Genomic DNA, 26,921 nt, shown 5'->3' with positions numbered 1-26,921 from the left:
CTGAACCTGTCCTTCAGTCCCACATAAGCCAGCAGCACCGCCGACGTCTTTTCCCCGATACCCGGGATACTTTCCAGCAGCTTCCTGCGGTGTTTCATGTCCGGGTCGTCATCCGTCAGGTCCTTTATCTGCTTTTCGATGCGTTTAATTTCGGCATGAAGCCACAGCAGATGAGCGTCGATACTCGGACGCTGTACCTCACGTGCTGTCTCAAGGCGATTCAGTTCCTGCGTACGCATATCCGTCAGTGACTGATGGCGCAGCACCAGTGCCCGTAACGCCCGTTCAACCGGATGCGGAGCTTCCCAGACTGCCGGGCGCTTCTGACGGCAAAACTCTGCCAGCATGCGGGCATCAACGGCATCGGTTTTGCTGCGCAGCCCCTCGCTCTGTGCGAAGGCTTTGCCGAGGGCAGGATTGATGATGGAGACGGTGAATCCGGCATCACTGAGATGGGCGGCCACGTCTTCCATATACGTACTGGTGGCTTCCATACAGATATGCGCCGGCGCCACGTTATGGCTGTTGAGCCAGTGGAGGAGTTCATTGTGGCCCTTCAGGGTGTTCGCAAATTTTTTACTGCGGTGACGGCCATCGGGACGCAGCACATCGACATCCAGCTTGGCTTTAGAGACGTCAATACCGATAAAATGAAGTTCCTGTTCCATAGTGAGACCAACCTTGTGAATGCGGATTACCGGGAAAACCGGTCCATGATACTGTCCGGTTTGTCACTTGTGGAGAACGGCAGTCCGCTGCATAAATCTACAATACAGGTTGTTAACCTAAGGCCGGATACGGCATGCGGACGGCATGGCAGGGAGAACTGGCCGGCCCTCTCTGCACAGAGAGGATAATACAAGGCCGGATAAGGCGCTTTCGCCACCATCCGGCGAAGATACGCCTGATGCGCTGCGCTTATCAGGCCTACGAGTACAAACCTATGTAGGCCGGATAAGGCGCTTGCGCCGCCATCCGGCAGAACGTTAACGATAAACGCGGATCCCGCCCTCTACGCCGCGGCTAAACAGCACCTGCCAAAGCTCAATATCTCTGGCGCGGAAAGCCCCGGCGCAGGCACATAAATAATAATTAAACATTCTTCTGAAGGTGGCGGAATAACGTGACGACAGCTCCGGCCAGGCCTGATTAAAGCGCTCATGCCAGGCCATCAGCGTTTTATCATAATCGCTGCCGAAGTTATGCCAGTCCTCCATCACAAACCGTGATTCGCTGGCCTCGGCAATATGGGAAATCGACGGTAAGCAACCGTTCGGGAAAATGTATTTATTGATCCACGGATCGACGCTCATCCCTTTTTTATTGCTGCCAATAGTATGCAGCAGGAACAGCCCGTCCGGTTTTAAACAACGGTCAGCGATGCTGAAATAGGTGTCGTAGTTTTTCGGCCCGACATGTTCAAACATCCCCACGGACACAATGCGATCGTAGTGTTTATCAAGATCGCGATAATCCTGCAGCAGAATGTTAACGTCCAGCCCTTCACAGCGCTGCTGCGCCATTTTCTGCTGCTCTTTGGAAATGGTAACGCCTTCTACCGCCACGCCATAATGACGCGCCGCATATTCTGCCAACCCGCCCCATCCACAACCGATATCGAGTAAACGCATACCCGGCTTAAGCTGCAGCTTCTCGCAGATCATTTTTAATTTGGCATTTTGCGCATCGTCTAAGGTGGTCGCGTCTTTCCAGTAACCGCAGGAATATTGCATATGCGGATCAAGCATCAGCGCAAAGAGATCGTTACCAATATCATAATGTTCTTTACCGACGATCCATGCGCGGCTCCGTGACTGCAAATTAAACAGGCGTGCGCTGGCAATGCGTAAAATATCTTTCAGATTACCAGGCATCTGCTGGTCGAGTTTTGCTTTCAGGATTTTGCAGAACAGAATATCGAGCCGTTCGCAGTCCCACCAGCCTTCCATATAGCTTTCGCCAAGCCCTAATGAGCCTTGTTGCAATACCCGTTTAAAGAAACCGGTATGATGAAGTTGAATGTCCCAGGCGCGCGAGCCATTAATTCTGATATCCGCTTGCGAAAGCAGCTCTTTTCCCATTCGGGTCCAGTTATCATTTGTTTCATTGACGATGACAGCATCTGAACAAAGCGAGTTCATGGTATTTACCAAAAGTGGGCTAAAAATTATTACGCAAGATTATTATGGAAAAAAGAGTGTATGTATTATGATCCGCGGACAAGATCTATCGAGCAGCGGACACACCATCGGGAGCATTGACGATTCATTTATGGAAACTCTCGCGCAAAAACAGTGGAACTCCTTCCCGGATAACTCCATGACCGAACTGCCGCAGGACGTATTCTTTCGCTCTTATGTCCTGGAAGCCAACCACCATGTACCGCAGCATTCACACTCTTTTATGCAGTTTCATTTCGCCCGCAAAGGCAGCATGCGCATTGATGTTGCCGGTAAGTGCTGGATAATCCCGGCGCATTATGGCATCTGGATCCCAAATAATACGGAGCATGCGGTTTGGGCATTAGATGATGTATATTTAGAAAATCTGGATATTAAACCGGGTTTTCTTGAAGAGAGCATCAATGAATGCAAAGTAGTGGCTATCAGTGATTTCGCCAGAGAGTTTATTCATTACGCCACGAATTCAATTTCAGGCCATTATGATAGTCAGTCAAAAGAGGGCAAGCTGGTTAGTGTGCTGGTCGATATTATTCTGCAACTCCCGGAAGTCGCTTTTGTATTACCCTGGCCGCAGGATCGCGAATTAACCAAAGTCTGCCGAACAATACAAGAATCCCCCGCACTGGAGCATTCGGTTGAATACTGGGCGCAGCATTTGGGTATGTCTGCCCGTACCTTTTCACGTCATTTCAAAAAAGAAACCGGATTGCCCTTCAGCGTCTGGAAGCAAAAAATGCGAATACTTGAATCGGTATTAATGCTGAAGAAAAATAAAAGCGTAACCGCCGTGGCACTCGACGTTGGGTATTCAAGTACCGCGGCATTTAGCTACGCATTCCGCCAGGCGTTTGGCGTTCCGCCCTCTAATTACTGATTAACGGCGTTGATGCCAGTAAGCCGCTGCACGAACCCGTTGCTGATCGAACGCCTCGGTTTCAAAACGAGCACTCAGGTTTTTGACCACCTTGCCTTCGCCGGTGATCCAGATGAAATAATCGTCTGCGGGCACGCTTAGCCGCGATAAATGTTCATTCACCGCCTGCTCGTCATGGCCGATAAACCACTGAAGAGTAAATCCGTCGAGATGGGCAAAATAGTCCTGGTAGGCTGCATCCTGCACGCTAACCAGCGCCGTGACGTGCGGACGTACCGCCAAACGGCTGAGCGACTCCAGGCGTCGGCGCAACGCGGGCATTCCCGACTCATCACACACGTAAACCTGATACGCATAGTCCTCTGGTACCACCAAAGAACCGCGCGGCCCGCCGATCGTCAGCTTGTCACCCTCACGGGCATTCATCGCCCATGTACTTGCCACGCCACCGTCATGAATATAGAAATCCAGTGCCAGCTCATGGCGCGCTTCGTCATACAACGGCGTGTAGTCACGGGATAACGGACGTACACCGTCCGCCCAGACAATGCCTTCATCGGTGACGACAGGTGGTACAAAGTTGCTGCCCGGTTCAGGGAAAAAGACCTTGGTATGGTCGTCAAAGCCGCGTGAGCTAAAACCGTCCAGCGCGTCACCGCCCAGTACAATACGCTGAAAGCCCGCGCTAATACGCTCTACGCGCAGGACAGTAAGTTCTCGAAAACGCAGTTCATTGCGAACGCGCTGTGGGTAGCGTGAGATGTTTTTTGTCATTTTTTCGCCTTGTGAAGATAATACGATATATCTAAATTGATTCTTTAAATGATAATGATTGCTAATCAAAAATATTGCAAGCACTTTTTGATATAGTTAAATTATGATTACCCGGCTATCACACCCATATAAAAATAGTTAATAATCATCACGTTACACATAATATAATTTGTAGACTTGCAAACTGATAATTTTTAGATATAAATTAGATATATCTAAATAACATCAGGAGACGATGATGCAAAACCATCATGAAGGTTGCTGTAAGCACACAGAGCACCAACACGAAGGCTGCTGCAAGGGTGAAGGACATCACCATGAAGGCCGCCACAACGAGCACCATGCAGGTTGCTGCAAAGGTGAAGAACATCGCCATGAAGGTTGTAACAAAGAACATCACCACGAGCAGGGTTGCGGACATCGCCACGGTCGTGGTGGCGGCGGTGGTCGTCGTCAGCGGTTCTTTGGCCACGGCGAATTACGCCTGGTGATTCTGGATATCTTGACCCGCGACGCCAGCCACGGCTACGAACTGATTAAAGCGATTGAAACCCTGACTCAGGGTAACTACACCCCAAGCCCGGGCGTTATCTATCCAACGCTGGATTTCTTGCAGGATCAGGCACTGATCACCGTCAGCGACGAGGAAGGTGGGCGTAAACAGATTGCGATCACGACCCAGGGCCAGCAGTGGCTGGATGAGAACCGTGAACATCTGGAACATATCCACGAACGTATTAAAGCCCGCTGCGTGGGTTTTGAATTACGCAAAAATCCACAGATGAAACGCGCGCTGGAAAACTTCAAAGCCGTGCTGGATCTACGGGTCAATCATGGTGATACCAGCGATGCGCAGATCAAAAAAATCATCGGTATTATCGATCGCGCTGCGCTGGATATTACTCAGCTGGATTAATCTGCACAGCAGGCGGAACCCGTATGCCCGACGTTCCGCCTGTATTTTTAGTATTAATGCAGCACCGTAACCGCATCTTCCAGACGACCCGCGCGATGTTTCACCATCGCGGAAATCTGCGCACTCTCTTCAACCAGTTCGGCGTTTTTCTGTGTAATGTTGCTTAATTCATTCACCGCGCGGGTCAGGCTGGAAAGACCATCTGACTGTTCCAGCGTGGAGTGGCTGATTTGGGCGATCAGCTGAGTGACGTTTTGCACCTGCGCCACAATATCGTCCATCGTGCGTCCTGCGGCGTGAACCTGGTCAGATCCGGACTGCACCTTGTCAGCGCTGGCATCAATCAACTTGCGGATATCATTGGCTGCACTGGCGCTACGGCTAGCAAGATGACGTACTTCTCCCGCCACCACGGCGAACCCTTTCCCTTGCTCGCCCGCCCGCGCGGCTTCAACAGCGGCATTCAAAGCCAGAATGTTGGTCTGGAAGGCAATATCGTTAATCAGCGTCGTAATGGTGCCGATCCGCTGGGTGCTGTTGGCGATATCGTCCATGGTTTTGATGACGGTATCCATCGCCTCACCGCCGTGCGTTGCCGCGCTACTGGCGGCAATAGAGAGCTTATCGGCCGCGGCGGCGGTCTCTGAGTTTTGTTTCACCGATGCCGCCATCTGATTCATGGTGGTCACCGTTTCCTGCACATTCTCTACGGTCTGCTGCGTATGCTTGTTTAAATCATCGCTGCCTTTCGCCAGCGTTTCGCTGTCGCTGCGCACGCAACTCACCTGGCTGGAGACGTCGTGAATGAGCCAGCGACACATTAATCCAAGTTGGCCCACTGCTCGTAGCATCAGGCCCAGTTCATCACTACGGTTAAGATGCGACACGCTGTTCCGCTCACCGGTCGCCACTTTCAGCGCCTGACGGGTGACATTCTCAATAGGACGCACAATTTGCCATTCGAAAATAGCCGTTCCAAAAAGCATCACCAATGCACTCATCAGCTGTAACGGCCATTCGGCGCCCATTTGCTGCAATGCGACCGCTAGCAGGACAAACATGAATGCCATCACGCTGCGCACCCGCCAGCGAATCGGCATCGCCGGCAGTTTACCCAGCCAGCCTTTGCGTACCACCAGCCCTTTATGAATACGTCGGTTGCAACGTCCTTCGTTCAGCGCTTTATATAAAGGCTCTACCGCCGCAATTTCCTCGTCAGTAGCCCGGGTACGAATCGACATATACCCGGTCACGCGTCCTTCCCGCACCATCGGCACCGCATTGGCCCTCACCCAGTAGTGATCGCCATTCTTACGCCGGTTTTTCACAATCCCGCTCCATGGCTCGCCCTGCTTCAGGGTGTACCACATATCCGCAAACGCCGCTTTTGGCATGTCCGGATGACGAACCTGATTGTGCGGCTTATCGAGCAATTCATTCAGCTGATAGCCACTGACCTGGACAAATGTATCGTTCGCATGGGTGATATAGCTTTGTAAATCGGTGGTAGACATGAGGGTGATATCATCATCCAGCGGTGTATTTTGCTGACTAACGTAGGGATGAGAAGACATGATTGCGTCCTGTGCAGGTTATCTGGTTGTTAACTCTTTCGGCTTATGTTATTTCGGCGATAATTTTTTTATCTTTAGTTGTTAAATTTGATTTAGATCGCAATTTGCGATTAAACCTCAAAATCTGTACGCATTCTAATCCATTGATTTAAAATACTTTCATCTAGTAACTATTCAACGTCACTTCTACCAGCGCACCGTCACAGTGCAAATATTGCCCATTTTTAGCGCAAATTTGCGTTTATTCGATCTGTTTTCAGGCTTCTGACCTGGGCAAAATGCCAGCCAATGTTAAAACATGGCATTAAATGTTGCGCAAATGAGATATTTCCTGGTATTTATCCCGATTTTTGCTAAGCGCGCCGGAATGGCGTAATCCCTGCAATACTTAAATCAGTATCATGTGATACGCGAGCTCCGGGAGCATATTTTGAACAGGTTACCTTCCAGCGCATCGGCCCTGGCCTGCAGCGCACACGCACTGAATCTCATTGAAAAGCGCACGCTTGATCATGAGGAAATGAAATCATTGAACAAAGAGGTGATTGAGTACTTCAAGGAGCATGTCAATCCGGGGTTCTTAGAGTATCGAAAATCTGTAACTGCAGGCGGGGATTACGGAGCCGTAGAGTGGCAAGCGGGAAGCCTGAATACGCTTGTCGACACCCAGGGGCAGGAGTTCGTCGATTGCCTGGGCGGTTTTGGAATTTTCAACGTGGGGCACCGTAATCCAGTCGTGGTTTCCGCCGTACAGAATCAACTCGCGAAACAACCTCTGCACAGCCAGGAGTTACTTGACCCTCTGCGGGCCATGCTGGCAAAAACCCTCGCCGCACTGGCGCCCGGTAAACTGAAATACAGTTTTTTCTGTAACAGCGGGACCGAGTCGGTTGAAGCCGCCCTGAAGCTGGCGAAAGCATATCAATCGCCGCGCGGTAAATTTACGTTTATTGCCACCAGCGGCGCATTCCACGGTAAATCACTGGGCGCGCTGTCCGCTACGGCTAAATCCACCTTCCGTAAACCTTTTATGCCGCTGCTGCCGGGCTTCCGTCATGTGCCGTTTGGCGATATTAACGCAATGCGCACCATGCTCAGCGAGTGTAAAAAGACCGGTGACGATGTCGCAGCTGTGATCCTCGAGCCGATCCAGGGTGAAGGAGGGGTGATCCTGCCGCCGCAAGGTTATTTGACCGCCGTTCGTAAACTTTGCGATGAGTTTGGCGCGCTGATGATCCTTGACGAAGTGCAAACCGGCATGGGGCGTACCGGCAAGATGTTCGCCTGCGAACACGAAAACGTGCAACCCGACATTATGTGCCTGGCCAAAGCGTTGGGCGGCGGTGTGATGCCAATTGGCGCGACCATTGCCACCGAAGAGGTGTTCTCCGTCCTGTTCGACAATCCTTTCCTGCATACCACCACGTTTGGCGGCAACCCGCTCGCTTGTGCAGCTGCGCTGGCCACCATTAACGTCCTGCTGGAGCAAAATTTACCGGCTCAGGCGGAGCAGAAAGGCGATATGTTGCTGGATGGTTTCCGCCAGCTTGCGCGGGAATACCCGGACCTGGTGCATGATGTACGCGGTAAGGGAATGCTGATGGCGATTGAGTTTGTCGATAATGAAATCGGCTACAACTTTGCCAGTGAGATGTTCCGCCAGCGGGTGCTGGTTGCCGGCACACTTAATAATGCAAAGACGATCCGCATCGAACCACCGTTGACGTTAACGATCGAGCAATGCGATCTGGTATTGCGATCGACGCGCAAAGCCCTGGCAGCATTACGGGTGAGCGTGGAGCAAATGTAACAACCTTACCCGGCCTATAAAAGACACTCTTTTGTAGGCCGGATAAGGCGTAGCCGCCATCCGGCAATTAACCTAACTTAAACAATCCGCACACCAGCAGGCATAAGGCGTTCTGGCGTCAACAGTACGCTTTCACTACCGTCGTCGGTTTCCGCACACAGCAGCATGCACTCTGATGTCTCACCGCGCATTTTGGCCTTTTGCAGATTACACAGCACCACCACCGTTTTGCCCATCAACTCCTCTTCACTGTAGTAAGGCACCAGGCTGGTTACGGTTTGCAGCGTACGCTCTCCCACATCTACCTGTACGATATACAGCTTATCGGCATTGTCATGGCGCTTTACCTGTGCGATTTTTCCAACACGTATTTCCATTCGGGCAAAATCAGCAAATGCGACGGTATCCATTATTTTCTCCTTTGGTAAAATTTTACTAAATACTAGCAAAATATTTTCCGGGCATTGTTCTCAAAAGCGGGAAAATGACGTACTCATCACACTCTGAAAGCCCAGTTTTACCCCGAGCATGTCAATTAATCATGCTTTTTTTACTGAAAACAGATGAATAGATAAGCACTTCATTTACAATGCGCAGGTAACTCAGGGAAAAGGCAAACATGGCAACACTTAAAGACATCGCAATCGAAGCTGGCGTGTCCCTGGCGACAGTGTCCCGGGTTTTAAACGATGACCCCACGCTGAATGTAAAAGAAGAGACTAAGCATCGCATTCTGGAGATCGCGGAAAAGCTGGAGTACAAAACCAGCAGCGCCCGAAAGAACCAGACCAGCGCGCTCGGCCCCCAGCATATTCTGGCGCTCTACAGCTATCAGCAAGATTTGGAAATCAACGATCCTTACTACCTCGCGATCCGCCATGGGATTGAAACCCAGTGTGAGAAACTCGGGATCGAACTGACCAACTGCTATGAGCACAGTGGGCTGCCGGAGAGCAAACACATTACCGGCATTCTTATTGTCGGCAAGCCTTCTCCCGCTCTGCGCGAGGCGGCAACAGCGCTTACCGACAACATCTGCTTTATCGATTTCCATGAATCCGGCAGCGAATATGACGCCGTCGATATCGATCTGGCCCGCATCAGCAAAGAGAGCATCGACTTCTTCATTGCCCAGGGCGTCACCCGCATTGGTTTCATCGGCGGCGAAGACCAGCCAGGCAAGGCCGATATCCGCGAAGCCGCGTTTGTCGAATACGGTCGTCTACAGCAGGTCGTTTCTGAACAGGATATCTATCGCGGCGGTTTCTCCAGTTCATCAGGCTATGAACTGGCTAAAGAAATGCTGGCGAAACCCGACTATCCCAGCGCCCTGTTTGTGGCTTCAGACTCGATTGCCATTGGCGTTCTGCGCGCCATCCACGAGCGTGGTCTGAATATTCCGCAGGATATTTCGCTGATTAGCGTTAATGATATCCCAACGGCGCGTTTCACCTTTCCTCCGCTTTCCACCGTTCGCATTCATTCGGAAATGATGGGCAGTCAGGGCGTCAACCTGCTGTTCGAAAAAGCCCGTGACGGGCGTGCGCTCCCCCTGCTGGTTTTTGTTCCCAGCAAGCTGAAACTGCGCGGCACCACCCGCTGAAATCCCCCGTTAGCCCGCCCGGTTTCTTCTGATGCCGGGCGCGCATTGTCATGCATTCTTTTCCGCGTCCGAATTATTTTCGTGATCCAGTTAAAGTAAATCACCTCACCCGCTATATTTTAGTAAAACTTTTACTAAAATCATCATCAATTACACTTACCCACCATTACAATGAATGGTTCCGATTTTTCTCCACCGGGAGGCCTTATGAATCGCTGGGAAAACATTCAGCTCACCCACGAAAATCGACTGGCGCCACGCGCATATTTTTTCTCTTACGACTCCGTTGCGCAGGCTCGCTCGTTTGCCCGCGAAACCAGCAGTCTCTTTCAGCTGCTAAGCGGTCAGTGGAATTTTCAGTTCTTTGAGCATCCGCTGCAGGTGCCGGAAGCCTTTACGTCGCAGTTTATGAGTGACTGGGGCAGCATCACCGTCCCCGGCATGTGGCAGATGGAAGGACACGGCAAGCTGCAGTATACCGACGAAGGTTTTCCTTTCCCGATTGATGTCCCCTACGTTCCGACCAATAACCCCACCGGGGCCTATCAGCGTATTTTCACCCTCAGCGAAGGCTGGCAGGGCAAACAGACGCTGATTAAGTTTGATGGCGTAGAAACCTACTTCGAAGTTTACGTGAATGGTCAGTACGTTGGCTTCAGCAAAGGCAGTCGCCTGACGGCCGAATTTGATATCAGCGCGCTGGTGAAGACCGGTGATAACCTGCTGTGCGTTCGCGTAATGCAATGGGCTGATTCCACCTACGTTGAAGACCAGGATATGTGGTGGTCGGCGGGAATTTTCCGCGACGTCTATCTGGTCGGCAAACAGGCGACCCACATTCAGGATTTTACCGTTCGCACCGAGTTCGATGATGACTATCGCGACGCCACCCTCTCCTGCGACATTGCGCTGGAAAACCTGGCCTCCACGCCAGCGATAGCGTCGCTGGAATACACCTTGTTTGACGGTGAGAAGGCGCTGCATAGCGGTGTGATTAACGCCCTGAAAGTGGATAAACAAACGCAGACCGCTTTTCATTTCAAGGTTAGCGCGCCGCAGCAGTGGTCTGCGGAATCGCCGTATCTCTACCATCTGGTGATGACGCTGAAAGATGCCAGCGGCAACATCCTTGAGGTCGTGCCACAGCGCGTTGGATTCCGCGATATTAAAGTTCGCGACGGTCTGTTTTACATCAATAACCGCTACGTGATGCTGCATGGCGTTAACCGCCACGATAACGATCATCTTAAGGGCCGCGCGGTCGGTATGGATCGTGTTGAAAAAGATCTGCTGTTAATGAAGCAGCACAACATCAACTCCGTACGCACCGCCCATTACCCGAACGATCCGCGTTTCTATGAATTGTGCGATATCTACGGCCTGTTCGTGATGGCCGAAACAGACGTTGAATCTCACGGCTTCGCCAATATCGGCGATATCAGTCGGATCACCGACGATCCACTGTGGGAAAATGTCTACGTTGAGCGCATCGTGCGCCACGTCCATGCGCAGAAAAATCACCCTTCGATCATCATCTGGTCGCTCGGTAACGAATCCGGATACGGCTGTAACATCCGCGCCATGTATCACGCTGCGAAAGCGCTGGATGACACGCGTCTGATCCATTACGAAGAAGATCGTGACGCTGAAGTGGTGGATATCATCTCCACCATGTACACCCGCGTGCCGCTGATGAATGAGTTTGGTGAATATCCGCATCCTAAACCGCGCATCATCTGTGAATATGCTCACGCCATGGGCAACGGTCCCGGCGGGCTAACGGAATATCAGAACGTCTTCTATCAGCATGATTGCATTCAGGGGCACTATGTCTGGGAGTGGTGCGATCACGGGATTCAGGCTAAAGATGACGACGGCAACGTCTGGTACAAATATGGCGGCGACTACGGCGACTATCCGAACAACTACAACTTCTGCCTTGATGGCCTGATTTATTCCGATCAAACCCCAGGACCGGGACTGAAAGAGTACAAGCAGGTAATTGCGCCGGTGAAAGTGCGCGCACAGGATCTGGCCCGCGGCGAGCTACGGGTAGAAAACAAACTCTGGTTCACCACGCTTGACGACTACACCTTGCATATTGAGGTTCGCGCCGAAGGAGATACGCTCTCTGTTCAGCAGATAAAACTGCGCGACGTTCCTCCCAACAGCGACGCGCTGCTGCAATGTGCACTGCCGGAGCTGGATGCGCGCGAAGCGTTCCTTAACGTCACCGTGACGAAAGATTCCCGTACGTCATACAGCGAAGCCGGGCATCACATCGCGACTTATCAGTTCCCGCTGAAGGCCAGAACGGCGGCTGCCGTACCGTTTAGCCTGCAAAACGCCAACCCTCTGACGCTGGAAGACAGCCGCCAGAGCTGCACCGTTCGCGGTTATAACTTCCATCTGACCTTCTCAAAGCTGACCGGTAAACCGATCGCCTGGAACGTCAATGGCGAAGAGCTGATTACCCGCGAGCCGAAGATTAATTTCTTCAAACCGACCATTGATAACCACAAGCAAGAGTTCGAAGGCCTCTGGCAGCCGAATCATTTACAGATTATGCAGGAGCATCTGCGCGAGTTTACCCTTGAGCAAACCGATGATGCGCTGCTGATAACCAGCCAGACCATTATCGCCCCGCCGGTATTCGATTTCGGTATGCGCTGCACCTATCGCTGGCGCATTGCCGCGGACGGTCAGCTGAATGTGGAACTTTCTGGCCAGCCTTACGGCGAGTACCGGGACATTATTCCGTGCATCGGTTTCACGATGGGCATCAACGGTGATTTGGGCCAGGTGGCGTATTACGGACGTGGTCCAGGTGAAAACTATGCCGATAGTCAGCAGGCCAACATCATCGACATCTGGCGCAGCAGCGTGGATGAGATGTTCGAAAATTATCCTTTCCCGCAAAACAACGGCAATCGTCAGGACGTGCGCTGGGCAACACTAACCAACCGCCACGGCAACGGTCTGCTGGTGGTTGGGCAGCGCCCTGTCAACCTGAGCGCCTGGCGCTATACGTCAGAAAATATCTTTGCCGCACAACACTGCAACGCGCTACAGCGTAGCGATGACATCACCCTGAATCTGGACCACCAGTTGCTGGGCTTAGGTTCCAACTCGTGGGGAAGTGAAGTACTCGATTCCTGGCGCGTCTGGTTTACGTCATTCAGCTACGGCTTCACGTTGTTGCCGGTTTCCGGCAGCGAATCTGGCGCTCAAACCACCGCCAACTGCGCCTTTGGCACCGGGTTCTTTTCCACGAATATGCACAGCGAGAATACAAAATGAGGATCATCGACAACTTAGAGCAGTTCCAGCAACGCTATGCTTCAGGTCGGAAATGGCAACGCTGCGTCGAGGCTATTGAAAATATTGACAATATTCAGCCAGGCGTCGCCCACTCTATCGGTGATTCCCTGAGCTACCGCGTGGAGACAGACTCCGCGACCGATGCGCTGTTTACCGGTCATCGTCGTTATTTTGAGATCCATTACTACCTGCAAGGGCAGCAAAAAATAGAGTATGCCGCCAAAGAGGATCTCCAGGTGGTTGAATATTATCGCGATGAAACCGATCGCGAATATCTGAAAGGTTGTGGAAAAACCGTCGAAGTGCACGAAGGACAAATGGTTATTTGTGACAACCATGAAGCCTATCGTTTTATTTGTAATAACGCAGTGAAAAAAGTCGTACTCAAAGTCACCATCGAAGATGGTTATTTTCATAATAAATAAAAACACAGGCGGCGCCGACGTTGCGCCGCCAGTACCCTATAATAATCAGGAATCGGAGATGTGCTATGTCTGATACCAAACGTAATACCATCGGCAAGTTCGGCTTACTTTCACTCACCTTTGCCGCGGTTTATAGTTTTAATAACGTAATCAACAATAATATTGAGCTTGGTCTGGCATCCGCACCGATGTTTTTCCTCGCGACGATTTTCTACTTTATTCCGTTTTGCTTAATCATCGCCGAATTTGTTTCGCTGAATAAAAACTCCGAAGCCGGTGTCTACGCATGGGTAAAAAGTTCGCTGGGTGGACGTTGGGCATTTATTACTGCCTACACCTACTGGTTCGTTAACCTATTCTTTTTTACCTCGCTTTTGCCCCGCGTTATTGCCTACGCCTCATATGCTTTTTTAGGCTACGAATACATTCTGACGCCGTTCGCAACCACCGTGTTAAGTATGGTGCTGTTTGCCTTCTCCACCTGGGTTTCGACCAATGGTGCAAAAATGTTAGGACCGATTACCTCGGTCACCTCCACGTTGATGCTGCTGCTGACGCTGTCCTATATTTTACTGGCAGGTACGGCGCTGGTTGGTGGCGTACAGCCTGCTGACCCTATCACCGTAGACGCAATGATCCCGAATTTTAACTGGGCCTTCCTCGGTATCACCACCTGGATTTTTATGGCGGCAGGCGGCGCGGAGTCGGTGGCGGTTTACGTCAACGACGTCAAGGGCGGCTCCAAATCATTCGTGAAAGTCATTATCATTGCCGGAATTTTTATCGGCGTGCTCTATTCCATCTCCTCGGTGCTGATTAACGTCTTCGTCAGCAGCAAAGAGCTAAAGTTTACCGGTGGATCGGTGCAGGTATTCCACGGCCTGGCGGCATATTTCGGCCTGCCGGAGTTGGTCGTGAACCGCTTTGTCGGCCTGGTCTCCTTTACCGCGATGTTCGGCTCCCTGCTGATGTGGACCGCAACGCCGGTGAAGATCTTCTTCTCTGAAATTCCGGCGGGTATTTTCGGTAAAAAAACCGTCGAACTGAATGAAAATGGCGTTCCGGCCCGCGCAGCGTGGATCCAGTTCCTGATCGTTATCCCGCTGATGATTATCCCGACGCTCGGCTCCAATACCGTGCAGGATTTAATGAACACTATCATCAACATGACCGCCGCCGCCTCGATGCTGCCGCCGCTGTTTATTATGCTGGCTTACCTGAATCTGCGTGCAAAACTGGACCACTTACCGCGCGACTTCCGTATGGGTTCGCAAAAAACCGGCATTGTTGTGGTGTCGATGCTGATCGTTCTTTTCACCATCGGATTTATTGCCTCTACCTTCCCAACCGGCGGCAATATCATGACCATTATTTTCTATAACGTCGGTGGGATTGTTATTTTCCTCGGTTTTGCCTGGTGGAAATACAGTAAATATATCAAAGGGCTAACCAAAGAAGAAAAAGCTATTGAGGCAGCCCCTGCTTCAGATATCAATTAATGACTAAAACATAATAACAATAAACAATATTCGCCAAGGCTATAACAATAAAAATTAAATTTTATTTGCTTAGGATCGAAGCATGAAAAACATTAGCCATTGTTGCAGGGCAATTATTGCCCTGCCCTTTTTCTGCGTCTCCTCTCTGGGTGCAGAAGAAGTTCGCCCTGCAGAACACGACGACACGAAAACACCAGAAATATCTTCCCCCTCAATTCGCTTTTATGGCGAATTGGGCATGGGAGGATATATGGATTTAGAAGGACAAGACAAACATAAATACAGTGATGGTACCTATATAGAAGGTGGCCTGGAGATAAAACACGGCTCTTGGTTTGGTCTGATCTACGGCGAGGGCTGGACCGTGCAGGCCGACCATCAGGGCAATGCCTGGGTTCCTGACCATAGCTGGGGCGGATTCGAGGGCGGGATCAACCGCTTTTACGGCGGTTATCGTACCAATGACGGAACGGAGCTGATGCTCAGTCTGCGCCAGGACTCTTCGCTGGATGACCTGCAATGGTGGGGGGATTTCACTCCAGACCTGGGCTACGTTATTCCCAACACCCGTGACATCATGACCGCCATTAAGGTACAAAACCTGACCGGTCCTTTGCGCTACAGCGTGACAGCAACGCCCGCCGGACACCACGACGAGAGCAAAGCCTGGCTGCACTTTGGTAAATACGATCGCTACGACGATAAATATACCTATCCGGCCATGATGAACGGCTATATCCAGTACGACCTGACTGAAGGCGTAACCTGGATGAACGGCCTGGAGATCACAGATGGTACCGGACAGCTGTTCCTGACCGGCATCCTTTCGCCCAACTTCGCCGCCCGCGCCTGGCACCACACGGGCCGCGCCGACGGGCTGGATGTGTCCGGCACCGAAACCGGCTATATGGTCAGCGCAATGTATGAAGCGCTAAAAGGCGTTTACCTCTCCACTGCTTATAGCTACGCCAAACACCGACCGGATCGCGCCGAGGACGAAACCACTTCCTTTATGCAGTTCGGTATCTGGTATGAATACGGCGGCGGCCGTTTCGCTACCGCCTTCGACAGTCGGTTCTATATGCAGAATGCATCCGGCGACCCGAGCGACCAAATCTTCCTGATGCAATATTTCTATTGGTAACAAGGACCGGAATACCATGAACATGAAACCTATTCTTACGCCGCTGGCCTGTATCCTGCTGATGAACTTCTCCGCACATGCCGCCAGTGCTAACGACTTTAAAAACATCATTAATCGCACCGGTGCGCCGGGCTACATGCATGACTACGATCACGACGACCACCAGCGCTTTAATCCATTTTTCGATCTCGGCGCCTGGCACGGTCATTTGCTCCCGGACGGCCCTGCAACGATGGGTGGTTTTCCAGGCGTGGCGTTGCTGACCGAAGAATACATCAATTTTATGGCCAATAATTTTGACCGTCTGACGGTGTACCAGCACGGTAAAAAGGTCGATTTCGCGCTTGAGGCCTACAGCATTCCCGGCGCGCTGGTGCAAAAGCTGTCATCTAAGCATGTGCAAATAGAGATGACGCTGCGTTTTGCCAGCCCGCGCACCTCGCTGCTGGAAACCAAAATCACCAGCAACACGCCGCTGGATCTGGTGTGGGACGGCGAGCTGCTGGAGAAACTGGAAGCCAAAGAGGGAAAAGCGCTGTCGGATAAAACCATTGATAGCGAATTCCCTGGCTATCAGCGCAAAATCACCGCCACGCACGACGGTCTGAAAGTCACCTTCGGCAAAGTGCGCTCAACCTGGGATCTGCTCACCTCCGGTGAGTCGGAGTATCAGGTGCATAAATCTGTCGCTATGAAAACCACGGTTAACGGTCATCGCTTTACGGGGAAGGCCCATATCAGTGGTTCGACAACCATTTACACCACCTGGTCTCATCTGCTTACCGCCGAGGATGTGGCGAAAGAGCAGCCGCAGATCCGCGATATTCTGGCGCGCCCGGCCTGGTATCTTGCTGCATCACAAAAGCGCTGGGCAGATTATCTGCAAAAAGGCTTAACTAACCCGGATGCCACAACGGAACAAACCCGGGTCGCGGTAAAAGCTATTGAAACGCTGAACGGCAACTGGCGCTCGCCAGGCGGTGCGGTAAAACACAATACCGTGACGCCATCGGTCACCGGCCGCTGGTTCTCCGGCAACCAAACCTGGCCGTGGGACACCTGGAAACAGGCCTTCGCCATGGCGCACTTTAACCCGGAGATCGCCAAAGAGAATATTCGCGCCGTCTTTTCATGGCAGGTTAAACCCGGTGATCCGGTTCGCCCGCAGGATGCCGGATTCATTCCCGACCTGATTGCCTGGAATCTCAGCCCGGAACGCGGCGGCGACGGCGGTAACTGGAACGAGCGCAACACCAAACCCAGCCTGGCAGGCTGGTCGGTGATGGAGGTCTACAACGTCACCAAAGACAAGGCCTGGCTCGAAGAGATGTATCCAAAGCTGGTTGCGTATCACGACTGGTGGCTGCGTAACCGCGATCATAATGGCAACGGCGTGCCGGAATACGGCGCTACCCGCGATAAAGCCCACAATACTGACCGCGGCGAAATGTTGTTTACGGTAAAAAAAGGCGACAAGGAAGAAACGCTCTCCGGGCTTAACAACTACGCCACCGTGATCGATAAGGGTCAGTATGACAGCCTGGAGATCCCAGCGCAGGTTGCCGCCTCGTGGGAGTCCGGTCGTGACGATGCGGCTGTATTCGGTTTTATCGATAAAGATCAACTGGATAAATACGTCGCGGGTGGTGGAAAACGCAGCGACTGGGTGGTGAAATTTGCCGAAAATCGCAGTAAAGACGGTAATTTGCTGGGTTACTCGCTGTTGCAGGAGTCAGTCGATCAGGCCAGCTACATGTACAGCGACAACCATTATCTGGCGCAGATGGCGACCCTGCTCGGCAAACACCAAGAGGCGCAACGCTATCGCCAGTTGGCGCAAAAACTCGCAGATTACATCAACACCTGCATGTTCGACCCGACAACAAAATTCTATTATGACGTTCGTATTGAGGAGCAACCGCTGGCAAACGGCTGCGCGGGTAAACCGATCGTCGAACGTGGCAAAGGGCCGGAAGGCTGGTCACCGCTGTTTAACGGCGCAGCAACGCAGCCCCATGCGGACGCGGTGGTTAAGGTGATGCTCGACCCCAAAGAGTTCAACACCTTTGTCCCACTTGGCACAGCGGCGCTGACCAACCCGGCTTTCGGCGCGGATATCTACTGGCGCGGGCGCGTCTGGGTGGATCAGTTCTGGTTCGGGCTAAAAGGGATGGAGCGTTACGGCTATCGCGATGACGCGTTAAAACTGGCGGATACCTTCTTCAGCCACGCCAAAGGCCTCACCGCTGACGGTCCGATTCAGGAAAACTATAACCCGCTGACCGGCGCACAGCAGGGCGCACCGAATTTCTCCTGGAGCGCGGCTCATCTCTATATGCTGTATAACGATTTTCTTAAAAAACAGTAATCTGTGACATAACGCCGGATGGCGCTTCGCTTATCCGGCCTACAAAGACACATTTTCACAGGCCGGATTAGGTGCTTGCACCGATATCCGGCATATTCGTCCTCTGGCTCCACTCCTTTTTTGAATCCCATCACAATCACGGCATTCCCCTTTTCCCTTTTACGCGGCGACGGCTAAATTATTAACTCATCCGACCACATAACAATAATTTTACATACTGGACACCTTTATGAGCTATCCGTCGCTGTTCGCCCCGCTCGATTTAGGCTTCACCACGCTTAAAAACCGCGTGCTGATGGGTTCAATGCATACCGGGCTGGAAGAGTATCCCGATGGTGCAGAACGGCTGGCCGCGTTCTACGCCGAGCGCGCCCGTCACGGCGTAGCGTTAATTGTGAGTGGAGGCATTGCGCCTGCGCTTTCCGGCGTGGGAATGGAAGGCGGTGCGATGCTGAACGACACCAGCCAGCTTGCTCACCATCGAGTCATTACTGATACTGTGCATGATGAAGGCGGTAAAATCGCCCTGCAGATCCTGCACACCGGACGTTACAGCTACCAGCCGCATCTGGTGGCACCTTCTGCTATTCAGGCACCCATTAACCGCTTTACGCCACATGAATTAACGCACGATGAAGTGCTGCAGTTGATTGAAGATTTTGCCCACTGCGCACAGCTGGCGCGGGAAGCGGGCTACGATGGCGTGGAAGTGATGGGGTCGGAAGGATATCTCATCAACGAATTCCTGACCCTGCGTACCAACCAGCGCGATGACCAATGGGGCGGTGAGTATGCCAACCGCATGCGGTTTGCCGTTGAGGTGGTGCGAGCGGTACGTCAGCGTGCCGGGAATGACTTTATTATTATCTTCCGCCTGTCGATGCTCGATCTGGTGGAAAACGGCGGAACCTTCGACGAAACCGTTCAGCTGGCGCAGGCTATAGAAGCCGCGGGGGCCACCATTATTAACACCGGTATTGGCTGGCATGAGGCACGTATTCCCACTATCGCTACCCCGGTACCGCGCGGTGCGTTTAGTTGGGTGACGCGTAAGCTGAAAGGGCATGTAACAATCCCACTGGTCACCACCAACCGCATTAACGATCCCCAAGTCGCCGACGACATTCTGGCCCGTGGCGATGCAGATATGGTATCGATGGCCCGTCCGTTCCTCGCCGATGCCGAACTGCTGTCAAAAGCGCAAACCGGACGAGCGGATGAGATCAACACCTGTATCGGCTGTAACCAGGCCTGTCTGGATCAGATCTTCGTCGGCAAAGTCACCTCTTGCCTGGTCAATCCGCGCGCCTGCCATGAAACCAAAATGCCGATCGTTGCGGCAACTGTGCCGAAAAATCTGGCGGTTGTCGGTGCGGGTCCTGCAGGCCTTGCCTTCGCCATTAATGCCGCAGCGCGCGGGCATCACGTGACGCTATTTGACGCACATGGCGAGATTGGCGGGCAGTTTAATATCGCCAAACAGATCCCTGGCAAAGAAGAATTCTATGAAACCCTGCGCTACTACCGTCGGATGATCGACGTGACTGGCGTGACCCTGAAGCTGAATCACTTTGTCAGCGCACACGATCTGCACACCTTCGACGAAGTGATCCTTGCCAGTGGGATCGAGCCTCGTATGCCGCCGATCGAGGGGATCGATCATCCTAAGGTACTGAGCTATCTCGACGTTCTGCGCGATAAAACGCCAGTGGGTAAACGCGTGGCGATCGTGGGCTGCGGCGGGATCGGTTTTGATACTGCAATGTATCTGAGTCAGCCCGGTGAACCCACCAGCCAGAACATTGCGGAGTTCTGCGTGGAATGGGGGATCGACACCAGCCTGCAACAGCCTGGCGGCTTACGCCCGGAAGGTCCGCACCTATCCCGCAGCCCTCGCCAGATAGTGATGTTACAGCGAAAAGCCAGCAAACCGGGGCAAGGTTTAGGTAAAACGACGGGCTGGATCCATCGCGCCACCCTGCTCTCACGCGGCGTGAAAATGATCCCGGCAGTCAGCTATCAGAAGATTGATGATGATGGGTTACACGTTGTGTTGAACGGTGAACAGGTGATCTTTAACGTGGATAACGTGGTGATTTGTGCCGGACAAGAGCCGCGCCGTGAGCTGGTCGATCCGCTGCACGCGGCAGGTAAAACGGTGCATCTGATCGGCGGCTGCGATGTGGCGATGGAACTGGATGCCCGACGCGCTATTGCGCAAGGCACCAGGCTGGCACTGGAAATTTAACAGGATGTATTTCGTAGGCCGGATAAGGCGTTAGCCGCATCCGGCACCCGCTATTACCGACGGCGACCGGTTTTGACCGCTTTCAGCACCACGAATTTATTATTGGTGGCGATGGTTACGCAGTTGCCGAAAATCTTCTTCAGCTTGTGGAAGTAGTCGAGGTGACGGTTAGCCACAATGTACAGCTCACCGTTGATTTTCAGGCAGCGACGGGCGTGGTGGAACATTTCCCAGGCAATGTTATCCGTCAGCGCGTGCTTCTGATGGAACGGTGGGTTGCACAGCACAGCGTTAAAGCGGAACGGTTCAACGCCAGACAGCGCGTTGTTAATCATAAACTCACAGCGATCCAGCGCTTCAGGCATGTTACTTTCCACGTTCAGGCGGCTTGAAGCCACCGCCATTGGCGATTCATCAACAAATACCACACTGGCTTCTGGGTTTTTCGCCAGCAGCGTCATACCGATGACGCCGTTGCCGCAGCCGAGATCAACAATCTCCCCTTCAAGGTTTTCCGGCAGATGCTCGATAAAAAAGCGTGCGCCGATATCCAGCCCGGTACGGGAGAAGACGTTGGCGTGGTTATGGATAGTCCAGTCGGTGCCTTCCAGCTTCCAGCTTAGCGTCTGTGAGGCAGCGGCCAGCTCCGGTTTGCTGAACGTACAGTTGATCAATCGGGCTTTTTTCCACGCCAGCGTAGTGGTGGTTGGACCCAGCACTTTTTCAAACAGTTCCAGCGTCGAGGTATGTACATCACGCGCTTTTGCCCCGGCGATGATGCGCGTTTCTGGCGTTACCACTTCGCGCAGCGCACGCAGTTGCTGCTCCAGCAGCGCCATGGTTTTTGGCAGCTTAATCAGCACCACGCCCGGCGCCTGCGGATAGTCAGCGGTACTGTCGAGGAACTTGACGCTCGACTCGGCAATATCGTTGTGACGCAGGTTCTCGCGCGTGGCAAGCTCGCTGAGATAGGAATCGCCGATGCTGTACGGCGTATGTTCCGCCAGCGCACAGCCCAGCGCGCCGAAGGTATCATTCAGGATCAGCACCGGGCCGCTAATCTCGGTATCGTCCAGCTGTTGCAGCAGATATTCATCTGCAGCTTCCCACGCCAGCAGCGGGTTAACGTCATCCGTTTCCGGGAAACGTTTAAGTGACAGCGAACGGAAACCGTTGTCTATGTGGCTCATCGGCCCTCCTGAATGGTAAAATTTCGGCGTATCCCTGAAAAGGGTGCGTGAGTATACACTTTTATGATTTGCGTGGACATGAATGAACCAACTAACTTACCTCCAGGGCTACCCGGAACATTTGCTTTCTCAAGTGAGAACGCTGATTGCTGAGCAGCGCCTGGGCGCAGTGCTGGAGAAGCGCTATCCGGGTACGCATGACTTCGCGACTGACAAAGCGCTCTGGCAATATACCCAGGATCTGAAAAATCAGTTTCTGCGTAACGCCCCGCCGCTGAATAAAGTCATGTATGACAGCAAGATCCACGTTCTGAAGAATGCGTTGGGGCTGCATACCACCGTCTCTCGCGTGCAGGGCGGTAAGCTCAAAGCCAAAGCGGAGATCCGCGTCGCCACCGTGTTTCGCAGCGCCCCAGAACCCTTTTTACGCATGATCGTCGTTCATGAACTGGCGCATCTGAAGGAAAAAGAGCACGACAAAGCGTTTTACCAGCTTTGCTGTCATATGGAGCCTCAGTATCATCAACTGGAGTTCGATACCCGCCTGTGGTTAACGCAACAATCGTTAAAGCAAACTGCGTAGTCGCGCACTGGCTTTGTCTTCAGGGCATGCTAAATTGACGAAAGAATCCCTTTTCGCAGCCTGAAGGCCTTTATGATACGTTTCGCAGTAATTGGCACAAACTGGATCACCCGCCAGTTTGTCGATGCCGCCCATGAAACCGGCAAATATAAGTTAACCGCAGTCTATTCTCGTAGCCTTGAGCAGGCGCAGACCTTCGCCAACGATTACCCTGTCGAACATCTGTTTACCTCGCTGGAAGCGATGGCGCAAAGCGAGGCGATCGACGCCGTCTACATAGCCAGTCCAAACTCTTTGCATTTCCCGCAGACCGAGCTGTTTTTGCGGCACAAAAAGCATGTTATTTGCGAAAAGCCGCTGGCCTCCAATCTGGCGCAAGCCGAAGCCGCTATCGCCTGCGCGCGTGAGAATCAGGTCGTACTGTTTGAAGCGTTTAAAACCGCCTACCTGCCTAATTTCCTGCAGTTACAGCAATCACTACCCAGAGTAGGAAAAATCAGGAAAGCGTTTATCAATTACTGCCAATACTCCTCGCGTTACCAGCGCTATCTGGACGGTGAAAATCCGAACACGTTTAATCCGGCGTTCTCCAATGGCTCGATTATGGATATCGGTTTTTACTGCCTGGCCTCAGCGGTTGCGCTGTGGGGCGAACCGCAGAGCGTTCAGGCCAGTGCCAGCCTGCTGGAAAGTGGCGTGGATGCCCACGGCGTGGTAGTGCTGAATTACGGTGATTTCAGCGTTACGCTCCAGCACTCAAAAGTAAGCGACTCGGTATTAGCCAGTGAAATTCAGGGCGAGTCGGGATCGCTGGTCATCGAGCATATCTCCGAATGCCAAAAGGTGTGCTTCGTGCCACGCGGTGGGAAAACGCAGGATCTGACGACGCCTCAACACATCAATACTATGCTGTATGAGGCAGAGGCTTTTGCCCATTTGGTTGAATCCGGCGAAGTGGATCACCCGGCACTGGCCGTCAGCCGTATCACCGCCAAACTGCAAACGGAGATTCGCCGCCAGACCGGCGTGGTTTTCCCGGCAGACGAAGCGGAAACATCGCTGACTGCGTAAAGGTGTGTAAAACGAATGTTGCAGGCCATTGACTGAAAGCATGGCCTGTAATATTTTGTAACCCGCAAAGGGGAGTAACTTCGTTGTCGGTTGATCGTCATTACGATGTGTGAAAAACCACATCCGGTCACCGGGCGATAACAAAGGAATACGCCACCGTATTCCTTTGTTGTTGTAAGTGAGACCTTGCCGAATGGCAAGGTCTATGCATAAAAAGCAGCGGCTAACGTCATTCGGCGTTGGCCGTTTTTTTTATGCATGGGGAAATACAATGAATACTGTCGGCACACCGTTGTTATGGGGTGGCTTCGCTGTCGTGGTGGTAATTATGCTGGCCATCGACCTGCTGTTGCAGGGGCGTCGTGGCGCGCATACGATGTCAATGAAGCAGGCTGCGGCCTGGTCAATCGTCTGGGTAACGCTGTCGTTACTGTTTAACGCCGCCTTCTGGTGGTACCTGGCGGAAACCCAAGGGCGCGCCGTTGCCGACCCACAGGCGCTGGCGTTCCTGACCGGCTATTTGATCGAAAAATCGCTGGCGGTAGATAACGTCTTTGTCTGGTTGATGCTGTTCAGCTACTTCTCCGTACCGCCTGCGTTGCAGCGTCGGGTACTGGTGTATGGCGTGCTGGGTGCGATTGTGCTGCGTACGATCATGATCTTCGCGGGCAGCTGGCTTATCACCCAGTTTGAGTGGCTGTTGTACGTGTTCGGCGCGTTCCTGTTGTTTACCGGCGTGAAGATGGCGCTGGCGAAAGAAGATGCCTCCGGTATTGGCGACAGACCGTTAGTACGCTGGCTGCGCGGTCATTTGCGCATGACCGATACCATCGAAGATGAAAAATTCTTCGTGCGTAAAAACGGCCTGCTGTTTGTTACGCCGCTGATGCTGGTGTTGATTCTGGTTGAGCTGAGCGATGTGATTTTTGCCGTCGACAGTATTCCAGCTATCTTTGCCGTGACCACCGACCCGTTCATCGTGCTGACCTCAAACCTGTTTGCTATTTTGGGTCTGCGTGCGATGTACTTCCTGCTGGCGGGCGTGGCGGAGCGTTTCTCCATGCTGAAGTACGGCTTGTCGGTCATTTTGGTGTTTATCGGTATTAAGATGCTGATCGTCGATTTCTACCATATCCCGATCGCTATCTCGTTAGGCGTGGTATTTGGCATTCTGTTTGTGACGCTGATTGTGAACGCTTGGGTCAACCACCAGCACGATAAAAAGCAGCAAATACAGTAAGTTTCATCTGCTAGCTGAAAAGCCCGACAGCACACTTCGTGCGTCGGGCTTTTTGTTTATCATGTCAAAATAATGTTAAGTTAAAGTTATAAAATATGATCTCAACGCGGAATCCAGGATATTTCGCTTCCCGAACCGCGTTCTTTCCTTATACTCAGCCATGCAAACATTTGCCCGATCCTGAAAGATGCGTCAACAGAACGCACAAAGGTAAGGCAACAACACAATGAAAGGATTACTACATGACTACGCAACGTTCATCGGGGCTACTCTCGCGTTTGGCGCAAGGGAGCCTGGTTAAACAAATTTTGATCGGTTTGGTACTGGGGATTTTACTGGCACTGGTGTCAAAACCTGCGGCTGAAGCCGTTGGTCTGCTGGGTACGCTGTTCGTCGGCGCATTAAAAGCCGTCGCGCCAATTCTGGTTCTGATGCTGGTGATGGCTTCTATCGCCAACCACCAGCACGGGCAAAAAACCAATATCCGCCCCATTCTGTTCCTCTACCTGCTCGGAACATTTTCAGCGGCATTAACCGCCGTTGTCTTCAGCTTTGCTTTCCCATCAACACTGCATCTTTCCAGCAGTGCGGGGGATATCGTACCGCCGTCCGGGATTGTTGAAGTGATGCGCGGCCTGCTGATGAGCATGGTTTCTAACCCAGTTGATGCCCTGCTTAACGCTAACTATATCGGTATTCTGGTATGGGCCGTTGGTCTGGGCTTTGCGCTGCGCCACGGTAATGAAACGACCAAAAATCTGGTCAATGATATGTCCAACGCCGTCACCTTTATGGTGAAACTGGTGATTCGTTTCGCGCCAATCGGTATCTTTGGTCTGGTCTCCTCCACGCTGGCAACCACCGGTTTCGCAACGCTTTGGGGCTACGCCCAACTGCTGACCGTACTGGTAGGCTGTATGCTGCTGGTGGCGTTTGTGGTTAACCCACTGCTGGTCTTCTGGAAAATTCGCCGTAACCCGTATCCGCTGGTGCTGGCCTGTCTGCGTGAAAGTGGCGTGTATGCCTTCTTTACCCGCAGTTCGGCAGCAAATATTCCGGTGAACATGGCGCTGTGTGAGAAGCTGAATCTGGATCGTGATACCTATTCGGTGTCTATCCCGCTGGGCGCCACCATCAATATGGCGGGCGCGGCGATCACCATTACCGTACTGACGCTGGCGGCGGTGAATACGCTGGGTGTTCCGGTTGATTTACCGACTGCGCTGTTACTGAGCGTGGTGGCTTCGCTGTGTGCCTGTGGTGCATCGGGCGTGGCCGGCGGTTCTCTGCTGCTGATCCCGCTGGCGTGCAACATGTTCGGTATCCCGAATGACATCGCCATGCAGGTTGTTGCCGTTGGCTTTATCATCGGCGTATTGCAGGACTCATGTGAAACGGCGTTGAACTCTTCTACAGACGTCCTGTTTACCGCTGCAGCCTGCCAGGCAGAAGACGAGCGTCTGGCAAATAACGCCCTGCGCGGCTAATCCCTACGCCCCTCCGTCATCGGGCGGAGGGGTTCTCTTCTTGTACGCTTTTTTCAATTTTGAACGGATCAATTCCGCGTTTTTGCATTCGCCGGAAGCGAATAATGTTCAGGCCGTTCATCACCAGAAAACTCCCTTCGATCATCGTCCCACCAATCGATCCCAGCCAGAAATTATGGATAACCCAACAGGCAGTTGCGCACCACATGACGCAGCGCACGGTTAACCCCTTGCAGCGAAACAGCGCCCAGGTGCTGGCCAGCGTGCCAATTATCGGCAACAGCTCCATCGCATGCTGTAATTTCGCCAGCCCGAGAACCAGGGTGAGGATAATAAAAACGGTCATTACCCACAGTTTGCGAGTATGCATTGAGACAAGTGTGCGGATGGTGTTGAGTTCTGCGCTCATTCCCGCAGGCCAGGCACCCATCAGGAAAAAATGCACGCCGATGGTGGCGCTATAGACAGCGAGTTGCAGCCGGAACCGGCGCTCATCGCGATTGAAAAAGGTGGTAATGCCGATCAGAAAGGCGATGACACCTACGCCCTGGGCCAGCCAATACGCGGTCATGCAAGCAACCCCAATTCTATCTCGTAGGCCGGATAAGGCG

The 26,921-nt window shown here is 52.6% G+C and carries 21 protein-coding genes; 14 read left to right on the top strand and 7 right to left on the bottom strand.

Annotated features, from left to right (window positions below; all coding sequences use genetic code 11):
* Together OGX83_RS04640 and cfa are read right to left on the bottom strand one after the other, a co-directional pair.
* The coding region (locus OGX83_RS04640; protein WP_286587435.1) for an IS110 family RNA-guided transposase at positions 1-668 on the bottom strand (668 nt) is incomplete at its 3' end.
* Positions 669-986: 318 nt separating this feature from the next.
* A complete protein-coding gene (gene cfa, locus OGX83_RS04635) occupies positions 987-2,141 on the bottom strand; it encodes a cyclopropane fatty acyl phospholipid synthase (RefSeq protein ID WP_071445947.1) in 1,155 nt (384 codons plus the stop codon).
* Between the two features lie 67 nt (positions 2,142-2,208).
* Here cfa and OGX83_RS04630 point away from each other — a divergent pair, with 67 nt between their 5' ends.
* Positions 2,209-3,057, top strand: coding sequence for a helix-turn-helix domain-containing protein (locus tag OGX83_RS04630; RefSeq protein WP_003828520.1), 849 nt, complete (start codon positions 2,209-2,211; stop codon positions 3,055-3,057).
* Here the strand turns inward: OGX83_RS04630 and OGX83_RS04625 are convergent, their stop codons facing one another.
* Entirely contained in the window at positions 3,058-3,831 is a 774-nt protein-coding gene (locus OGX83_RS04625) for a siderophore-interacting protein (protein ID WP_103284689.1), read from the bottom strand.
* A gap of 235 nt (positions 3,832-4,066) precedes the next feature.
* On the opposite strand from OGX83_RS04625, the gene OGX83_RS04620 reads away from it, so the two are divergent.
* Positions 4,067-4,747 carry a PadR family transcriptional regulator gene (locus OGX83_RS04620; protein WP_165612482.1) on the top strand — a complete coding sequence of 227 codons (681 nt, stop codon included), beginning with the start codon at positions 4,067-4,069 and terminating at the stop codon, positions 4,745-4,747.
* 53 nt (positions 4,748-4,800) lie between these two features.
* Here OGX83_RS04620 and OGX83_RS04615 read toward each other — a convergent pair whose 3' ends face one another.
* The gene (locus tag OGX83_RS04615) at positions 4,801-6,321 is read right to left on the bottom strand and encodes a methyl-accepting chemotaxis protein (protein ID WP_100271883.1); all 1,521 of its coding nucleotides are present in this window, start codon (positions 6,319-6,321) and stop codon (positions 4,801-4,803) included.
* Positions 6,322-6,751: 430 nt separating this feature from the next.
* Between OGX83_RS04615 and ygjG the strand changes: the two genes are divergently transcribed.
* Positions 6,752-8,131, top strand: a complete 1,380-nt coding sequence (gene ygjG / locus OGX83_RS04610) for a putrescine aminotransferase (RefSeq protein ID WP_057067552.1) — start codon at positions 6,752-6,754, stop codon at positions 8,129-8,131.
* Positions 8,132-8,208: 77 nt separating this feature from the next.
* Here ygjG and OGX83_RS04605 read toward each other — a convergent pair whose 3' ends face one another.
* The gene (locus OGX83_RS04605) at positions 8,209-8,541 is read right to left on the bottom strand and encodes a tRNA-binding protein (RefSeq protein WP_016157522.1); all 333 of its coding nucleotides are present in this window, start codon (positions 8,539-8,541) and stop codon (positions 8,209-8,211) included.
* Between the two features lie 209 nt (positions 8,542-8,750).
* On the opposite strand from OGX83_RS04605, the gene ebgR reads away from it, so the two are divergent.
* The 7 genes from ebgR (at position 8,751) to OGX83_RS04570 (ending at position 20,739) form a co-directional block, all read left to right on the top strand.
* Positions 8,751-9,734 (top strand): transcriptional regulator EbgR, encoded by a 984-nt coding sequence (ebgR, locus tag OGX83_RS04600; RefSeq protein WP_032945068.1) that lies wholly within the window; start codon positions 8,751-8,753, stop codon positions 9,732-9,734.
* Positions 9,735-9,941: 207 nt separating this feature from the next.
* The gene (gene ebgA / locus OGX83_RS04595; RefSeq protein ID WP_286587433.1) at positions 9,942-13,034 is read left to right on the top strand and encodes a beta-galactosidase subunit alpha; all 3,093 of its coding nucleotides are present in this window, start codon (positions 9,942-9,944) and stop codon (positions 13,032-13,034) included.
* A complete protein-coding gene (locus tag OGX83_RS04590) occupies positions 13,031-13,480 on the top strand; it encodes a beta-galactosidase subunit beta (protein WP_003828536.1) in 450 nt (149 codons plus the stop codon). Before ebgA ends, OGX83_RS04590 begins: the two co-directional genes overlap by 4 nt.
* Before the next feature lie 65 nt (positions 13,481-13,545).
* Positions 13,546-14,979 (top strand): amino acid permease, encoded by a 1,434-nt coding sequence (locus OGX83_RS04585; protein ID WP_003828538.1) that lies wholly within the window; start codon positions 13,546-13,548, stop codon positions 14,977-14,979.
* An 82-nt stretch (positions 14,980-15,061) separates the two neighbouring features.
* Positions 15,062-16,123, top strand: a complete 1,062-nt coding sequence (ygjJ, locus tag OGX83_RS04580; RefSeq protein ID WP_111464770.1) for a protein YgjJ — start codon at positions 15,062-15,064, stop codon at positions 16,121-16,123.
* A 16-nt stretch (positions 16,124-16,139) separates the two neighbouring features.
* Positions 16,140-18,491, top strand: coding sequence for an alpha-glucosidase (gene ygjK / locus OGX83_RS04575; protein ID WP_286587431.1), 2,352 nt, complete (start codon positions 16,140-16,142; stop codon positions 18,489-18,491).
* Positions 18,492-18,720: 229 nt separating this feature from the next.
* Positions 18,721-20,739, top strand: a complete 2,019-nt coding sequence (locus OGX83_RS04570) for an oxidoreductase (RefSeq protein ID WP_286587429.1) — start codon at positions 18,721-18,723, stop codon at positions 20,737-20,739.
* A 53-nt stretch (positions 20,740-20,792) separates the two neighbouring features.
* On the opposite strand, the gene rlmG is transcribed toward OGX83_RS04570, so the two are convergent.
* Positions 20,793-21,929 (bottom strand): 23S rRNA (guanine(1835)-N(2))-methyltransferase RlmG, encoded by a 1,137-nt coding sequence (gene rlmG / locus OGX83_RS04565; RefSeq protein ID WP_008785866.1) that lies wholly within the window; start codon positions 21,927-21,929, stop codon positions 20,793-20,795.
* Between the two features lie 82 nt (positions 21,930-22,011).
* Between rlmG and OGX83_RS04560 the strand changes: the two genes are divergently transcribed.
* The 4 genes from OGX83_RS04560 to sstT all read left to right on the top strand — a co-directional run bounded on the left by OGX83_RS04560 (position 22,012) and on the right by sstT (position 26,310).
* A complete protein-coding gene (locus tag OGX83_RS04560) occupies positions 22,012-22,512 on the top strand; it encodes a M48 metallopeptidase family protein (RefSeq protein ID WP_286587427.1) in 501 nt (166 codons plus the stop codon).
* Positions 22,513-22,584: 72 nt separating this feature from the next.
* Positions 22,585-23,583 (top strand): Gfo/Idh/MocA family protein, encoded by a 999-nt coding sequence (locus tag OGX83_RS04555; RefSeq protein ID WP_168978914.1) that lies wholly within the window; start codon positions 22,585-22,587, stop codon positions 23,581-23,583.
* Positions 23,584-23,854: 271 nt separating this feature from the next.
* On the top strand, positions 23,855-24,823 hold the full coding sequence (locus OGX83_RS04550) for a TerC family protein (RefSeq protein WP_003828551.1): 969 nt from the start codon (positions 23,855-23,857) through the stop codon (positions 24,821-24,823).
* Positions 24,824-25,065: 242 nt separating this feature from the next.
* Positions 25,066-26,310 (top strand): serine/threonine transporter SstT, encoded by a 1,245-nt coding sequence (gene sstT / locus OGX83_RS04545; RefSeq protein WP_103284687.1) that lies wholly within the window; start codon positions 25,066-25,068, stop codon positions 26,308-26,310.
* A gap of 16 nt (positions 26,311-26,326) precedes the next feature.
* Here the strand turns inward: sstT and OGX83_RS04540 are convergent, their stop codons facing one another.
* Positions 26,327-26,881, bottom strand: coding sequence for a YgjV family protein (locus OGX83_RS04540; RefSeq protein WP_286587424.1), 555 nt, complete (start codon positions 26,879-26,881; stop codon positions 26,327-26,329).
* Positions 26,882-26,921 lie beyond the last annotated feature (40 nt).

Source organism: Citrobacter sp. Cpo074 (genome assembly GCF_030332745.1).
GTDB classification, from domain to species: domain Bacteria; phylum Pseudomonadota; class Gammaproteobacteria; order Enterobacterales; family Enterobacteriaceae; genus Citrobacter; species Citrobacter portucalensis.
Note: the sequence above shows the minus strand (reverse complement) of the source record. Positions and strands in the feature narration are given on the sequence as shown.